The 14,298-nt window shown below is 46.2% G+C and carries 15 protein-coding genes, 1 tRNA gene and 1 other RNA gene; 9 read left to right on the forward strand and 8 right to left on the reverse strand.

Annotated features, from left to right (window positions below; translation table 11 throughout):
• Nucleotides 1–33: 33 nt before the first annotated feature.
• Nucleotides 34–105: transfer RNA gene (locus Q0R35_RS01850), tRNA-Lys, on the reverse strand.
• 377 nt (nucleotides 106–482) lie between these two features.
• Here Q0R35_RS01850 and metG point away from each other — a divergent pair.
• From metG to ftsZ, 5 genes are all read left to right on the forward strand, one after another.
• Nucleotides 483–2,111 (forward strand): methionine--tRNA ligase, encoded by a 1,629-nt coding sequence (gene metG / locus Q0R35_RS01855; RefSeq protein ID WP_295613898.1) that lies wholly within the window; start codon nucleotides 483–485, stop codon nucleotides 2,109–2,111.
• Nucleotides 2,112–2,247: 136 nt separating this feature from the next.
• On the forward strand, nucleotides 2,248–2,838 hold the full coding sequence (locus Q0R35_RS01860) for an NYN domain-containing protein (RefSeq protein WP_295613901.1): 591 nt from the start codon (nucleotides 2,248–2,250) through the stop codon (nucleotides 2,836–2,838).
• Nucleotides 2,839–2,946: 108 nt separating this feature from the next.
• On the forward strand, nucleotides 2,947–4,071 hold the full coding sequence (lptC, locus tag Q0R35_RS01865) for an LPS export ABC transporter periplasmic protein LptC (RefSeq protein ID WP_295613903.1): 1,125 nt from the start codon (nucleotides 2,947–2,949) through the stop codon (nucleotides 4,069–4,071).
• Between the two features lie 125 nt (nucleotides 4,072–4,196).
• On the forward strand, nucleotides 4,197–5,036 hold the full coding sequence (locus Q0R35_RS01870) for a hypothetical protein (RefSeq protein ID WP_295613905.1): 840 nt from the start codon (nucleotides 4,197–4,199) through the stop codon (nucleotides 5,034–5,036).
• A 267-nt stretch (nucleotides 5,037–5,303) separates the two neighbouring features.
• Nucleotides 5,304–6,530: a cell division protein FtsZ gene (gene ftsZ, locus Q0R35_RS01875; RefSeq protein ID WP_366944799.1), complete on the forward strand. Its 1,227-nt coding sequence runs from the start codon at nucleotides 5,304–5,306 to the stop codon at nucleotides 6,528–6,530.
• On the opposite strand, the gene Q0R35_RS01880 is transcribed toward ftsZ, so the two are convergent.
• Entirely contained in the window at nucleotides 6,523–6,708 is a 186-nt protein-coding gene (locus tag Q0R35_RS01880) for a hypothetical protein (protein ID WP_295613907.1), read from the reverse strand. The two genes, ftsZ and Q0R35_RS01880, sit on opposite strands and share 8 nt — an antisense overlap.
• 150 nt (nucleotides 6,709–6,858) lie before the next feature.
• Here Q0R35_RS01880 and Q0R35_RS01885 point away from each other — a divergent pair, with 150 nt between their 5' ends.
• Nucleotides 6,859–6,993, forward strand: coding sequence for a ribbon-helix-helix protein, CopG family (locus Q0R35_RS01885; protein ID WP_015157766.1), 135 nt, complete (start codon nucleotides 6,859–6,861; stop codon nucleotides 6,991–6,993).
• A 245-nt stretch (nucleotides 6,994–7,238) separates the two neighbouring features.
• Nucleotides 7,239–8,477, forward strand: coding sequence for an S-layer homology domain-containing protein (locus Q0R35_RS01890; RefSeq protein WP_295613909.1), 1,239 nt, complete (start codon nucleotides 7,239–7,241; stop codon nucleotides 8,475–8,477).
• A gap of 104 nt (nucleotides 8,478–8,581) precedes the next feature.
• Here the strand turns inward: Q0R35_RS01890 and Q0R35_RS01895 are convergent, their stop codons facing one another.
• Both Q0R35_RS01895 and Q0R35_RS01900 read right to left on the reverse strand, forming a co-directional pair.
• Entirely contained in the window at nucleotides 8,582–9,721 is a 1,140-nt protein-coding gene (locus Q0R35_RS01895; protein WP_295613912.1) for an iron-containing alcohol dehydrogenase family protein, read from the reverse strand.
• Nucleotides 9,718–9,861, reverse strand: coding sequence for a hypothetical protein (locus tag Q0R35_RS01900; protein WP_295613914.1), 144 nt, complete (start codon nucleotides 9,859–9,861; stop codon nucleotides 9,718–9,720). The genes Q0R35_RS01895 and Q0R35_RS01900 overlap by 4 nt, the downstream gene beginning before the upstream one ends.
• Before the next feature lie 27 nt (nucleotides 9,862–9,888).
• Here Q0R35_RS01900 and Q0R35_RS01905 point away from each other — a divergent pair, with 27 nt between their 5' ends.
• Nucleotides 9,889–10,305, forward strand: coding sequence for a photosystem I reaction center subunit II PsaD (locus Q0R35_RS01905; protein ID WP_295613915.1), 417 nt, complete (start codon nucleotides 9,889–9,891; stop codon nucleotides 10,303–10,305).
• A 63-nt stretch (nucleotides 10,306–10,368) separates the two neighbouring features.
• Here Q0R35_RS01905 and Q0R35_RS01910 read toward each other — a convergent pair whose 3' ends face one another.
• From Q0R35_RS01910 to ssrS, 3 genes are all read right to left on the reverse strand, one after another.
• A complete protein-coding gene (locus Q0R35_RS01910) occupies nucleotides 10,369–11,082 on the reverse strand; it encodes a Uma2 family endonuclease (RefSeq protein ID WP_295613917.1) in 714 nt (237 codons plus the stop codon).
• Between the two features lie 133 nt (nucleotides 11,083–11,215).
• Complete coding sequence (gene rpiA, locus Q0R35_RS01915; RefSeq protein WP_295613919.1) at nucleotides 11,216–11,914, reverse strand: ribose-5-phosphate isomerase RpiA; 699 nt, start codon at nucleotides 11,912–11,914, stop codon at nucleotides 11,216–11,218.
• Between the two features lie 246 nt (nucleotides 11,915–12,160).
• Nucleotides 12,161–12,349, reverse strand: a non-coding RNA gene (gene ssrS / locus Q0R35_RS01920) — 6S RNA.
• A gap of 159 nt (nucleotides 12,350–12,508) precedes the next feature.
• Between ssrS and Q0R35_RS01925 the strand changes: the two genes are divergently transcribed.
• A complete protein-coding gene (locus tag Q0R35_RS01925; RefSeq protein WP_295613921.1) occupies nucleotides 12,509–12,631 on the forward strand; it encodes a hypothetical protein in 123 nt (40 codons plus the stop codon).
• A gap of 218 nt (nucleotides 12,632–12,849) precedes the next feature.
• Here Q0R35_RS01925 and Q0R35_RS01930 read toward each other — a convergent pair whose 3' ends face one another.
• Complete coding sequence (locus Q0R35_RS01930; RefSeq protein WP_295613924.1) at nucleotides 12,850–14,097, reverse strand: competence/damage-inducible protein A; 1,248 nt, start codon at nucleotides 14,095–14,097, stop codon at nucleotides 12,850–12,852.
• Nucleotides 14,098–14,298: the final 201 nt, after the last annotated feature.

A 14,298-nucleotide genomic window follows, 5' to 3' on the forward strand; every position in this document is an offset into this window, starting at 1 on the left:
TGTAGTATAACTGCGAACATAAATTCTGAGAAATGGGCAACGCGAGGCTCGAACTCGCAACCAACGGATTAAGAGTCCGATGCTCTACCATTGAGCTAGTTGCCCTGATTTAGGCTTATTCTAACACCAAACCAATTACTAATTATTAATAGAAGCGACAGAAGTAGGGAAACCTCATCTATGATAGAGACTGGAGCTACGTCTGAGCATACTCAACTACCGCGATTTACTGCTATGAAGCGGCGGTTAGGATCTAACGCAGTTACCGAAGCCAACCGACTCGACACCAGACGATCGATCTCGCAGTTCTCAATGTCAAACATCATTTTTACATGCCTTTGGACTGGATCGTTTGCGCTCGCCAATTTCAAGAGCCGTGCCAACAAAATCTAGTCACATTCAGAATTTTAGATGGCATTGCTGTGTGAATTTAGTCTGCCCGTTCCTAATTTCGATTGAGTCCGCCACATTTTAGCCGTTTTATGAATCACCCTGCGAGCCACTCACAATCTTTTACTGTCACAACACCGCTCTACTATGTTAACGATGTGCCGCATATCGGTCATGCTTATACTACAATGGCTGCTGATTCGATCGCTAGATGGCACAGACTCAATGGTCGCGATGTATTATTAATTACGGGCACTGACGAACACGGACAGAAAATCGAGCGGACGGCGATTGCAGCAGGGGTAAATCCTCAAGTTCACTGCGATCGGATTGTGGCTAAGTTTGACTCGTTGTGGAGCAAGCTAGACATCAAATACGACAGATTTATCCGCACCACCGCACCCGCTCATCGAACGATCGTCAATGAGTTTTTTCAACGGGTATGGGATAGTGGGGACATTTACAAAGGAACTCAGCAGGGTTGGTACTGTGTCGCTTGTGAGGAGTTTAAAGAGGAGCGAGATTTACTCGCTGACAAGCATTGTCCGTTACATCCTAGCAAGCAGGTAGAATGGCGCGATGAAAGTAATTATTTTTTCCGACTTTCTAAATATCAACAGCAATTAGAAGCTTTATATGCCGAACGTCCCGATTTTATTTTGCCGAATAGTCGCCGCAATGAAGTTTTAAAGTTTGTGGCTCAAGGGTTGCAAGATTTTTCGATTTCTAGAGTTAATGTCGATTGGGGAATTCCGCTCCCTACCGATCCCGATCAAACAATTTATGTCTGGTTTGATGCTTTACTCGGTTATGTTACAGCCTTACTCGATCCAGATGCTCAAGTTAGTCTAGACAACGCTTTACACTCCCGATGGCCGATCGATTTACATTTGATTGGCAAAGATATTTTACGGTTCCATGCTGTTTATTGGCCCGCCATGTTAATGTCGGCAAAATTACCGTTACCAGAGCGGGTATTTGCTCACGGTTACTTTACTAAAGATGGTAAAAAAATCAGTAAAAGTGAAGGTAATGCGATCGATCCGATCGCATTAGTCGATTGCTATGGTGCCGAACCATTACGCTATTACTTTCTTAAAGAAATCGAATTCGGTCAGGATGGAGATTTTAATGAAACCCGCTTTATTGAAATCGTCAATGCCGATCTTGCCAATAGTTTGGGTAACTTAGTCAATCGCACCCTCGGTATGGCTAAAAAATATTGTCAGGGGTACATACCAAATTGTAATGCTACAGATATTGCTGCCGATAATCCCCTCAAAATATTAGGCAGGGATTTGGGGGCACAAGTGGATATCGCCTACAATAATTTAGCCTTTAGAGATGCCTGTGAAGCAATTCTCAATCTAGTCCGCTCTAGTAATAAATATATCGACGATCTCGCACCGTGGGCATTATTTAAACAGGATAAACATTTAGAGTTAGCCCAAGTTTTATATTCTGTTCTAGAATCAGCTAGGTTATCAGCTTACTTATTGTCACCGATCGTGCCAAAAATTAGTACCGATATTTATCGGCAGTTAGGGCTAAATATCGACTTCGATCTAATTTGCTGCAATAATAGTAACGACGATAACACCGCGTCAGTAGAGAATTGGAAACATCATCAACAATGGGGAATTTTACAAGCTAACAGCCAATTAGGCGAACCACAGCCAATTTTCACAAAGCTAGAAGTTAAGACTGCTCCTAGTAGTTAACCTTCATCCGCTCTCGTTCCCCTCATCAGACATCGACAGCCCAAGATTGAAGATCGTCATGCAGATTCACATCTTTTTTAAAACTTTTTTTAATTTTCATCTTTTTTCAAACTTTTAATAACTTTAAATTATAACAATGAATAGTTTTAATCATGATGAAAATTCGATATTTTCAGCACAGCAGGTCTTGGAAAATCGCGGAAGAGTGGCAATATTTGTCGATGGATCGAATTTATTCTACGCTGCACTACAACTAAATATTGAAATCGATTATACAAAACTGTTAGCTCGACTGACTGGTGGTTCGCGGCTGTTGAGGTCTTTTTTCTATACTGGAGTCGATCGCACTAACGAAAAGCAGCAGGGGTTTCTGCTGTGGATGAGGCGCAATGGTTATCGGGTGATTGCGAAAGATTTAGTCCAACTTCCCGACGGCTCTAAAAAAGCCAACCTCGATGTCGAAATTGCTGTCGATATGATGGCATTAGTCGGATCTTACGACACGGCGGTGTTGGTGAGCGGCGATGGCGATCTCGCTTATGCTGTCGATGCCGTCAGTTATCGTGGCGTACGAGTAGAAGTCGTCAGCTTACGATCGATGACCAGTGATAGTCTAATTAATGTTTCCGATCGCTATATCGATCTCGAAAATGTGAAAGAAGAAATTCAAAAAACACCCAGAAATAACACGGGGCTACTATCGGTGACTCCCGATATTTGTTATTAGTAGTGCAGATCGAGATGACGATCGGGAAAATACCCCGGTCGTAGTTCGCGATGGGAACAATCCAAAATTTAAATCGCTCCCGATCTCTAGACTTAGCTGCGATCGAGTATGAAAGTATACCATTGTCTAAAGATTATCTTGACGATCGCGATGTTCGGGATGGGGGGGTGCAATCGCCAACCTGCCAAACTTCAACCCACTCCCACACCAACAGCAGTCGAAGCAAAACTAGCACTAGATAATCTCAGTTTCGCGCAAGTAGATAAACAGGGCAAACCCCTGTGGAAAGTTCGCGCGCAACGTGGTGTCTATGCACCCGATCGCAAAACGGCTAAAGTCACCAATATTACTGGAGATCTCTATCAAGACGGTCAAATTATTCTGCACCTCACCGCTAAATCGGGCGAATTAGAACAAGCAGGCGAAAAAATAGTGCTGCGCGGCGATGTTGTCGCTACCGAAACGCGCAATAATCTCGTCCTCGTCGGACAAGAAGTATCGTGGCAACCTAAAGCCGATTTGCTTACCGTTCGAGATCGGGTTCGCGCCACTCAACCCAAATTTCAGGTAGATGCGACAGAAGGTAAATATATCAGCCGCAAACAACAACTAGATTTGGCTGGAAAAATCACCGCATTTTCGACAGATCCCCGACTGGCAATGCAGACAGAGCATCTCACCTGGCTGGTAAAAGACCAAAAAGTCATCGGCGACAGGCTTACCCAAATTCAACGCTATGTAGGCAATCAAATTACCGATCGAGTGGTAGCCAATAGCTTCTCTAGCGCGCTCGATCGTAAAATTATTAATTTACAGGGCAACGTCAGATTAGATGCCACCAAGCCGATAATCCAGGTCAATGGCGAATCATTCTCCTGGAACCTCGATCGCGAATTAATTACTGCCGATCGACCGTTGAAAATCATCCATCCCCCAGAATCGCTAATTTTTAACGCCAATGCTGGCGAACTCGATCTCAAAGCCTCGACAGCAACACTCACAGGCAAAGCCACTGGTATCGCCACTCGCAACCAAGCCAAACTTCAAAGCGATCGGCTAATCTGGCAAATTGCTTCCCAACAGCTAGTTGGAACTGGTAATGTAGTCTATCAACAGATCGATCCAGTCATTAAGTTTACTGGCACTCGTGGCATCGGCAAACTTCAAGATCGCTCGATCGTCGTCAGCAGCGACAGTAAGCAACGAGTTCAGACAGAATTTATTCCGAACTAGGGAATAGGGAAGAGGGGATGGGATAGGCTTTAGAAGTATTTGTACTCCTTACTCCTTACTCCTTACTCCTTACTCCTTACTCCTTACTTCTTACTCCTTACTCCTTACTCCTTACTCCTTACTCCTTGTACCACTCCCATTCCCCAGCACAGATCGAACAGCGTCGTCAGCAATTACGACAGCGGCGGCGAATTAGAGTCGTTAAATCTTTGTGGCGATTTACGTGTATGAGTGGGATCTTAGCTGGCTTGGGATGGGTAATTTCTCAACCCGATTGGACGATTTCTAAACCCGAACAAATTCAGATCGAGGGTAACCAGTATCTAAGCGATACCACCGTGCGATCGATGCTGCAAATTCCCTATCCACAACTAATTATGGAGTTAGCTCCAGCGCAATTAACAGCGCAATTGACTGCAAAGTTGACCCCACAACCGATCGATCGCGGTGCGGTTAATGTCAAGATCGATCGGCGCATTTTACCACCGCAGCTAATCGTCCAGATTCAAGATTTGCCACCAGTTGCCCGAATAATGCCGACAAACACTACACAATCCCAAACATTTATCGACGAACGGGGGCTACAGTTACCAATTTCTAGCTATCGTCCTACCGTGTGGCGATCGCTACCTACATTACAATTAATGTTGCCAAACCAAGGTGCATGTCCTGGCTGGAGTCAGCTTTACCAGGCGATTCACGCTAGTCCAGTCGCAGTCGGAGTTATCGATTGCCACAATCCTCAGAATGTGATTTTACAAACCGAAGTTGGCAAAGTTAGACTCGGTGCGATCGGGGATAAATTAAAAGTAACTAACCAAATGCAACAGCTCGATCGACTTCGCAATTGGCAAAAACACCCTCGATCGGAGGATGTCGAACTTCTAGATTTAGAAAATCCATACTCCCCAAAACTTCAACTCTCACAGCCGATCGCCGTTCCCGATCGAGTAGAAGTAAGGTAAACATCTCAGTAAAATTGCAAGCTACATGTTGCTACATTAATAGCATAACTGCTAGACAATATGCTAGCAAAATTCTTCCCTTACAATTTCTATATTGTAGCACTGCGATCGACTACCGATCGGATGATGTCAAATCTAATCAATTCAATTATGGTGTCGGCCTGTTAAACAATGCCAAATTTCTACGCATACATATTTGAGTAAATTCAGAAAATACTGATAATGCGGGTTACTATGCTTTAAAGGGTTTCAACTATTAACTAGCGCATGAATAATTCTAGTCCACTCTCCTATCCAGGATTCAAAAGCCACTCAATCCGAGATGGTTACTCCATGCCAAAGGACGAACTAATGTCTGAAGGGATCTCACTTAGCAGCGCAGCTCGCATCAAAGTTATTGGTGTTGGCGGTGGCGGCAGTAATGCGGTCAATCGGATGATTGCTAGCGATATCGAAGGAATTGAATTTTGGACGATGAACACCGACGCGCAAGCTTTATCCCATTCGGATGCCACGCGGCGGATTCAGCTCGGTCAAAAGCTCACCCGTGGACTCGGTGCTGGTGGTAACCCAGCAATCGGGCAGAAGGCTGCTGAAGAATCTCGTGAAGAAATCGCGCACGCTCTGGAAGGAGCGGATTTGGTTTTCATCACTGCTGGGATGGGAGGTGGTACTGGCACTGGTGCAGCGCGAATCGTTGCCGAAGTTGCCAAGGAGATGGGTGCTTTGACTGTGGGTGTGGTCACTCGTCCGTTTACTTTTGAAGGCCGACGACGCACTAACCAAGCCGAAGAAGGCATTAGCGGACTCCAAAGTCAAGTTGACACGTTGATTATCATACCTAATGATAAGCTCTTACAAGCTATCAACGAACAAACACCAGTTCAAGAGGCGTTTCGGATTGCCGATGACGTACTGCGATCGGGCGTTCAGGGCATCTCTGATATCATCACAATTCCCGGATTGATCAACGTTGACTTTGCCGATGTCCGGACGGTAATGGCAGATGCTGGCTCGGCACTAATGGGCATTGGTGAAGGCTCTGGCAAGTCCCGCGCGCGGGAAGCTGCCATTCAAGCCATCACTTCTCCGTTGCTCGAATCGAGCATCGAAGGCGCACGCGGGGTGGTCTTAAACATCACTGGCGGTACCGATATGACCCTAATTGAAGTTAATACTGCTGCGGAAACGATTTATGAAGTCGTCGATCCGAATGCAAATATTATCTTTGGTGCGGTGATCGATCCGCAAATGCAAGGCGAAATGCGAATTACGGTAATTGCCACCGGATTTACTGGCGAAATTGCCGAACCGATCGCGCGTCCCCGTGGAAATGGCGCGACGGCACGCGATCGCACCATGCCATCGGAACAATCCCGCAAACAGCAAACCCCCGGAACTTCCCCTGTTAATGACAATTTTCCGAAGCCTCAGCCGCCACAGAATGCTGGTGCCGATTTACCTGCCTTCTTACAAATGCGTCGCCCTAAATAAATTTATCGCCAGCGATGTTTTTTGAACTAGCAATGGCTCGATCGGATCGAGTCACTGCTATTAATCGATCGAGGTAGATCTCGACACCAGAGTCAAGCAGTTGGTAGCTGACACTCTGAGTGTAAGTTAGTGGTGCAATTGCGGCATAACTCCAATAATTAAGTCTGGTTGCACCCATTCTTAGTTATGACGATCGACTCTGCTGCGACTTTAAGTAATTCGATTACCTACCAGTACATCCACTTACAAAAATCACATATTAGTACTAATTGATACCAACATCATGAACCAACCAACACAGCATAACACTCCTTCAAGCACACGCACCATGTCTTTAAAACAACTCAACGTTAAGATTCCAGAACAAGAACTCAGAATTCTCGAAGCTTTCGCCGAGAAAACCGAAAGAACGAAGACCGACATTATTAGGGAGTTCATCAGATCGCTACAAGCTAAAATCTAAAGGCAATTGTCAGTAATTTCCATTCGATCGCTACAAGGTAAAACCCGATCGCAATTGTTCGTAATATCCCTTCGCTCGATCTTCACTTCTCGATCGAGCGAATATTTATATTTTCGATATTTGCTAGATTGCTAGTCGAAAATCTGAATTTGCTAGTACAAAGATGACTGACGTACTATGTCTGCTGCGATCGAAAAACCGTAGTATAATTAAGCTGTATAGCTGTCTCAATCCAGTAACTAATTGTGTCACGTTTTCAACCGGAGCGACGATCGATACGGACGATCCTCGATCGACTTCAGCACTTAAAATCGTTACTGACTTGTCTGGCAATCGCCTTACTAATATCTAGTTCTGGCTGCACTGCTGGCAGATCGTTGCAAGATACCTTCGCACCAGATCCCAAACTCAAACAACCAGACACTACTACCACCACACTAGGAACGAGTGCGAATTCACTCCCTGCCGATTTCCCTTTATATCCGCAAGCAAAACTTCAATTGACAGCCCAAACTCAGGATAAAGGTACGCTAACTACTTGGACGACTCCAGATCCGATCGAGTTTGTGTATAAATTCTATCAACAAGAATTACCCGCCAAGCAATGGGAAATAGTTACAGCTCCTAGCGACAGCCAACCGCAGTTAGTTCTCAAGCAAGCAGAATCGATCGTCACAATTGCGCCTCAAACTGGCACTGAAAAACAGCAATCAGACGTTACCACCTATACGATTAACCTGTCAGGCGCGACAGTTACATCTTCACCAACGCCAACACCAACGACAACAACTACCCCAACACCCACGAGTAGCCCCACACCTGCTACATCGCCCCTTCCCGTCACCAAAGCGACAGGTAAATTACCCACAACTACCTCAGAATATCTAACCGATTTAACCAAAATTGGCGTATTTACCACTGCGGATGCTACCACCAATCGAGTCGTCACTCGCCGCGAATATGCTCGGTGGTTAGTCGCCGCACACAATCGGATTACAGGTACCAAACCTACCCAACAGCTCAAGCTAGCTACCACCGATACCAAGCCCGTTTTTCAAGATGTCCCCAGCACCAACCCCGATTTTCCCAGCATTCAGGGATTAGCCGAAGCGGGACTGATTCCTAGCTCCCTCAGCGGCGATGCTACTGCCGTGCTGTTCCGTCCAGATGCCCCATTAACCAGGGAACAACTGATTTTGTGGAAAGTTCCGCTCGATACTCGTCAACCGCTCCCCACCGCCTCACTAGATGCCGTCAAGCAGACGTGGGGATTTCAAGATGCCAGCAAAGTCGAGCCAACGGCGTTGCGGGCGGTTTTAGCTGACTTTCAAAATGGAGATCGATCGAACATTCGGCGGGTATTTGGTTATACCACTTTATTTCAGCCGAAAAAAACGGTGAATTTAGGCGAGGTTGCCACCGCTATTTGGTATTTTGGAGCTAATAGTGAAGGTTTATCGGCGCGTGAGTCGATCGGGAATTAGTGGATAGTGGATAGTGATAAGCTATCAGTCATTTAATTTATAGACTTTTTCCCTGCTCCCCGATTGCAAGAAGTCTAGTGTTGGTTGGTTCATACCCGATCTTGTTAAAATCCAACTTTGGCGGTAATACCAGTTTCAATTTCCGATGTACGATCGAGAATGGTTGTCGATACCATTGCGGCGACTAGTTGAGCGGGCGTGACATCAAAAGGTAAACGATGTAAATCGGAATCGGGTTGACAGGCTAGTGTCGCAGCATGATGTAATTGGGCGATCGTGATATCGTTTAAACCCAAATCTGCTAAAGTTTGGGGTAACCCGATCGAACTGTAAAAATCGAGCAATTGCACTCTGGCTGTAGCGGCTAATCGATCGCCCTGAAGCATCTCCTGTAGTCTGAGCTGAACTAAAATACCATACGCCACTTTTTCGCCGTGTAAGGCATGGTGACTGCCCGGAAGGTGGGTAAGACCATTGTGGACGGCGTGGGCGGCTACAGTACGACACTGGGCACCACCCAGCCCCCCGATGACTCCCGCTAGCAGGACAGTAGCATCTACGACTTCTTGCCAATCTTCACTGTTCGGATTGGCGATCGCGTTGGCAGACTTTTGGAATAAAATATCTCTGAGGACTCGTGCTTGTTGAACTGCGGCGATGAGCAAGGTTTGGGAAGAATGACCGCTGCTAACAGAGGCTTCGTACCATTTAGCGATCGCATCGCCAATCCCCGCTACTAGCATCCGTTGTGGTGCTGTCGCGACGATACTGTAGTCTAAGATTAATAAATCGGGACAGTTAGCAAGGCTGACATCGTACAAAAATGCACCCGACTCGGAATAGATATTTGATAATGCCGTCCACGCCGCACAGGTAGCTCCAGAGGTGGGAATTGTGACTACTGATAACTGAGTGCGATGTGCTAATAATTTGGATGTATCTAGACATTTACCACCGCCGATGCCAATAATTAGATCGGCTTGATGCGTAATCACTGCGGCTTGGAGTCGATCGAGGCTAGACTCGCAACAGTCGGGAGTATATTTTACTGTTTCGATGGCTAGTTCCGGTCGATCGTGCAATACCTGTAATTGACTCAGCTTGAGACTTTGTTCGCCACCAACGACGAGCGGACGTTGCCCCAATTTGACGATAAAATCAATCGCATCTATGAGTGCCTGTTTTCCTCGCAATACGCGAGCGGGAGCAACCTGCAAGGAAATCGCCGAAGGATTGATAGTCATGAGTCTCGATCGGGTAATAAGTAAGGAACTATTTTAGAGCCACTGCTACTATTATAAGATTTTCCGATCGATCTAACTGCCATGCCGACTGTTACAGTTCTTGACGAGATGGCGATCGCGATCGGCTGGGGTGGTACCATGACAAAAACCCTATAACGAGTAGTTTTATGGCAATCAAACTAACTGGCAAAACACCAATTTTTGGCGGTAGCACTGGTGGTTTACTCAGCAAAGCCGAAGTAGAAGAGAAATACGCAATTACTTGGAACAGTCCCAAGCAACAAGTATTTGAAATGCCCACAGGCGGAGCGGCGACAATGGTATCGGGAGACAACCTCTTATACATGGCGCGAAAAGAACAGTGTTTGGCACTTGGCGGTCAATTGCGTAAATTCAAAATTACCAATTACCAAGTTTACCGGATTATGCCCAAAGGCGAGACAACTTTACTCCATCCTAATGATGGTGTCTTCCCTGAAAAAGTCAATCCAGGACGGGAAGCTCAAAATAGTGTCGATCGTAACATTGGCAGCAATCCCGATCCTGCCAAACTCAAGTTTACTGGCAAAAGAACCATCGATTAGACCCGATTTTTATAATTATCTAGTTGAGGTGAGAACTTTATGTTCTGACCTCATTTTTTATCTTCAAATCGTGTCGGGTTCGATTCCCAATTCTCTTAATTTTGCGGCAAGTCGTTGATTGCGATCGGTTTCTACAGCTAACGCCTGCTCTGTGTTAGAAAGAGTTTGTGAGATGGCTTCCAGTTCGCGAGTGGCGGATTTCAATCGTTGGGAAACATCTTCAAATGAGAGAAATGGTTCTCCATCGGGTCGATAGATTTGCAATTCGGGCGGCATACTCAGATCGAACTTAATACCCAATCGCGGGCTAATCCAATCCTGCATGACAGGATTTTCGACCAAATAACCATCTGCTCTCTCCCATCCAGATAAAGCATTAGTATCGGGATCGTAAATATAGTATTCCTCTACATCATGGCGATCGTAAAAAGCTAACTTGGCTGCCATCTCATTGGGCTTGTTCCCAGGTGAGAGAATTTCAAACACCACTTGCGGTGCAATTCCAGCTTCTTCCCATTGTTTGTAGGAACCGCGATCGCCTTTGGGTCTACCGAATGCTACCATCACATCTGGAGCTACACGTCGCTTGGCATTGCCTTCTACCGGATACCAGAGCAAATCTCCAGCAATAAAGACATTCTCATCATTGGTAAATAACCAATCCAGGTTGTATTTAACGATCGTAATCCAGCGAAATTGCTTGGTATTGTCAGACATCGGCTTTCCGTCGCTGTCGGGATATTCGATCTGAGTCGGTGCTGGTAATTGAGAAACCATAATTTGGGAGGTTCCGTACAAAGTTGCTAGTCTAATTGTACTCGATCGGGATTAGGCTTTAGGCTTTAGAACGTTTAAATTGGGGGTTAAACCTCTTAAATTCTCTAAATACCTAATACCTAATACCTAACTTTTACATTTCTTTGATAATGACTTTATCGCCTTGAACTTCGCCGACTAATACCAAGTCAGTTACACCAACGAACAGACCATTTTCTAGTACGCCAGGAATATTATTGAGTGTTTTTTCTAGCTCGGCTGGATTATCGATCGAATCAAATTTTACATCAACAACTAAGTTACCTTGATCTGTGACAACTGGGCCAGCTTTTTTAACACCCATGCGGAGCTGAGGTTTACCACCTAATTTTTCGATTGCCCGCATCACAGGCGTAACCGCCATCGGGATAACTTCTACAGGGACGAGGAAAGTAGAACCTAATTTATCGACTAACTTAGTATTGTCTACAACGACAATAAACTGTTCGGCTAGCGCATCGACTACTTTCTCTTGAGTATGCGCCGCACCGCCACCTTTGATCAGATTTTTATGCGGATCTACTTCATCTGCGCCATCGATCGCGATATCGATCCGATCGACTTCATCTAAAGTAGTTAAAGGGATACCATGTTGCTTGGCTAAAACTCTGGCTTGAAAAGAAGTCGGAATTCCTTTGACATTGGTAATTTCTCCCGCCGCCAACCGTTTGCCGATAAACTCGATCGCAAAGGCAGTAGTAGAGCCAGTACCCAATCCGACGATCGAATTAGATTGTACCCGCGCCGCCGCAGCCTTGCCAACTTCCTGCTTCATTAAATCTTGTGGTGTCATTATTCGATCGATCTCATTAAACGTCTTCCGATCCACTTTATCAGCAAAACTTGGCTCCGATCTCTATCCACTATCCACTGTCTTGAAAAGGTGCTTTACTTGCGACTCACCTTTGGACGGGTTCCCCGTCAAAAGAGGTGAGTCAAGACAGGGGGAACCCCAAGAACGCACTTTTCGCTATTCACTATTCACTCTCATAAAAAGAAGCCCCAAGTACTAATACTTAGAGCCTCTTCTTAAATATTTAGGTCAACCGCAACGCCGTTTTACCTCAGTTTATGACCTGGTTAAAACCAGGTGGGTACCGGAAGTTCGTGCTTATAGTTTCTGAATACATAGTTCAGTCTACTGCCGCTAGAACAACATTAGTTCCCGTAAAAAATTCAAGCATAGATCAAAAAACGTTATTGGCAGTCACCAACGCCGCAGCCAGACCACTTATCTATTTTAGGGGGTGAAGGCTCGATCGGTCAAGGTGGTGTGCTGTGATTGAATTGAGGCAACGATCTACAAAATTTTTGCCTCACTAGCACGGGTAGTTCGATTACTTACTGTTTCTCGGCTGCAATACTTTTGTGCTTGCGTCGCTTGAGCATGAAGCCAGTACCGATGGCAACAATGATTAAACCTGGGATGGCAGAAGGTTTAGGCACCGCAGTGGGTGAAATCGGGGCGGCGAGTCCAGTCAAATTGAATCCAGCACCCGTACCAATTTGACCTTTAGGCGATCGGTCTATCCATCTAACTCACAATACGCGGGCGATCGCGAAATGGATCTCTCTCATTGGACACATCTATAATTACAACTACTTCGCCCAGACTACAGATCCACCGTTTCCTCTGTGCATATATTCTGGCTATCTGCTTGTTGTTTGCTGTTGCGGGTATCGATCGAAACAGCAAACATATATTCTGCGAAAATGTCGGAACACACTCTAACTTTGCAACCGTCGGCGCAGCAGATCTAGGCTCTGAGCCGCCGACATCAGGCGAATTAGGTCGCGATCGCGTTGACTGCCCAAAAGGTACTTAATGCCCTCTACACTGCCATCTGGAGCCGCAATCCCGATATAAACTAAGCCGACTGGTTTGGCATCGGTACCCCCGCCGGGGCCAGCAACTCCGGTAATACTTATCGCCCAGTCGGTGGCTAATTTGGCTTTAACTCCTGCTGCCATCTGACGAGCAACGATTTCGCTGACGGCACCTTCGGTCTCTAATGCCGCCGGATCGACTCCCAGGAGGTCGATTTTGACCCGATTGGCGTAAGAAATCACCCCGCCCATGAAGTAGTCGGAGCTGCCTGGTATTTCGGTCAACAGTCGTCCTAAGCCGCCGCCAGTGCAAGACTCGGCTACTGACAGGGTTTGCCCTCTGGCTCTTAATAAGTCTCCAACGACGCTGGCGAGGGTATCGTCATCGCTACCAAAATAATTGTTTCCAGCAATCTGTTTAATTTCGGTGGCAATTGGTTCGATGAGAAGTTGGGCGGCGGCTTCGCTGCTGGCTTTGGCGGCAATTCGCAAGCGGACTTGTCCGTTACCCGCGTATGGGGCGACGGTGGGATTGGTGGAATCGAATAAATAATTGACTTTTTCGGCTAATGCTGATTCGGAAACACCAAAAAAATGTAGGCTGCGACTGTAAATCGAATCTTGCCCGTAACCTTGAGTTTTTAAAAATAAAACGGCTGTATCCCGCCACATCCGGTAGAGTTCTCGCGGTACGCCTGGAAATGTGAGGATCGTTAACCCTGCCCGTGGCTGCCAAATCATCCCTGGTGCGGTACCGGATGGGTTAGGTAATAATTGCGCGCCTGCGGGTTGGAGAGCTTGTTTGCGGTTGCTCGGAGTCATTTCGCGCCCGATTTGGGCAAACTTTTGTGCGATGTTGGCGATGACTTCGGGATGTTCGACGAGGGGCGTATTAAAATAACTAGCGATCGCTTCTGTAGTCAGATCGTCGGGTGTCGGCCCCAATCCGCCTGTAAAAATCAGGATACTCGATCGCGCACACGCAATTTCGATCGCGCTATGGATGCGATCGAGATTATCCCCCACTACGGTTTGATAAAAGTGGGGTACTCCTAATGCGGCAAGTTCGATCGCTAGGTATCGAGCATTACTATTAAGAATATCACCGAGTAATAATTCGGTACCGACACAGATTACTTCAGCAGCCATAATTTACGGGGAGTTAAGGTATTTTGCGTAGTCCTGTTACCCCCAGCCCCCCCCCTTTATAAGCTATGCATTACCCGCAGATCCACTCTAACCATCCAGGCGGGTTAAGGAGTGGGAGCATTTAGGTAGGGGCAATGTCTTGTCGGTGCTTGGTTGATTTTCACGGTCGGGAAACCCGACCGAAAATCAATCCGCTTTTTT

Origin of the sequence: Chamaesiphon sp. GL140_3_metabinner_50 (assembly GCF_025361915.1) — a bacterium.
Lineage (GTDB): Bacteria > Cyanobacteriota > Cyanobacteriia > Cyanobacteriales > Chamaesiphonaceae > Chamaesiphon.

Bases quoted from the DNA above. Each gene is read 5' to 3' on its own strand.
- metG (WP_295613898.1), top strand. From the start codon at position 483: ATGAATCACCCTGCGAGCCACTCACAATCTTTTACTGTCACAACACCG.
- Q0R35_RS01910 (WP_295613917.1), bottom strand. From the start codon at position 11,082: ATGGTTTCTCAATTACCAGCACCGACTCAGATCGAATATCCCGACAGC.
- lptC (WP_295613903.1), top strand. From the start codon at position 2,947: ATGAAAGTATACCATTGTCTAAAGATTATCTTGACGATCGCGATGTTC.
- Q0R35_RS01885 (WP_015157766.1), top strand. From the start codon at position 6,859: ATGTCTTTAAAACAACTCAACGTTAAGATTCCAGAACAAGAACTCAGA.
- Q0R35_RS01880 (WP_295613907.1), bottom strand. From the start codon at position 6,708: ATGGGTGCAACCAGACTTAATTATTGGAGTTATGCCGCAATTGCACCA.
- rpiA (WP_295613919.1), bottom strand. From the start codon at position 11,914: ATGACACCACAAGATTTAATGAAGCAGGAAGTTGGCAAGGCTGCGGCG.
- Q0R35_RS01925 (WP_295613921.1), top strand. From the start codon at position 12,509: ATGAAGCCAGTACCGATGGCAACAATGATTAAACCTGGGATGGCAGAA.
- ftsZ (WP_366944799.1), top strand. From the start codon at position 5,304: ATGAATAATTCTAGTCCACTCTCCTATCCAGGATTCAAAAGCCACTCA.
- Q0R35_RS01900 (WP_295613914.1), bottom strand. From the start codon at position 9,861: ATGGTACCACCCCAGCCGATCGCGATCGCCATCTCGTCAAGAACTGTA.
- Q0R35_RS01860 (WP_295613901.1), top strand. From the start codon at position 2,248: ATGAATAGTTTTAATCATGATGAAAATTCGATATTTTCAGCACAGCAG.
- Q0R35_RS01930 (WP_295613924.1), bottom strand. From the start codon at position 14,097: ATGGCTGCTGAAGTAATCTGTGTCGGTACCGAATTATTACTCGGTGAT.
- Q0R35_RS01905 (WP_295613915.1), top strand. From the start codon at position 9,889: ATGGCAATCAAACTAACTGGCAAAACACCAATTTTTGGCGGTAGCACT.
- Q0R35_RS01895 (WP_295613912.1), bottom strand. From the start codon at position 9,721: ATGACTATCAATCCTTCGGCGATTTCCTTGCAGGTTGCTCCCGCTCGC.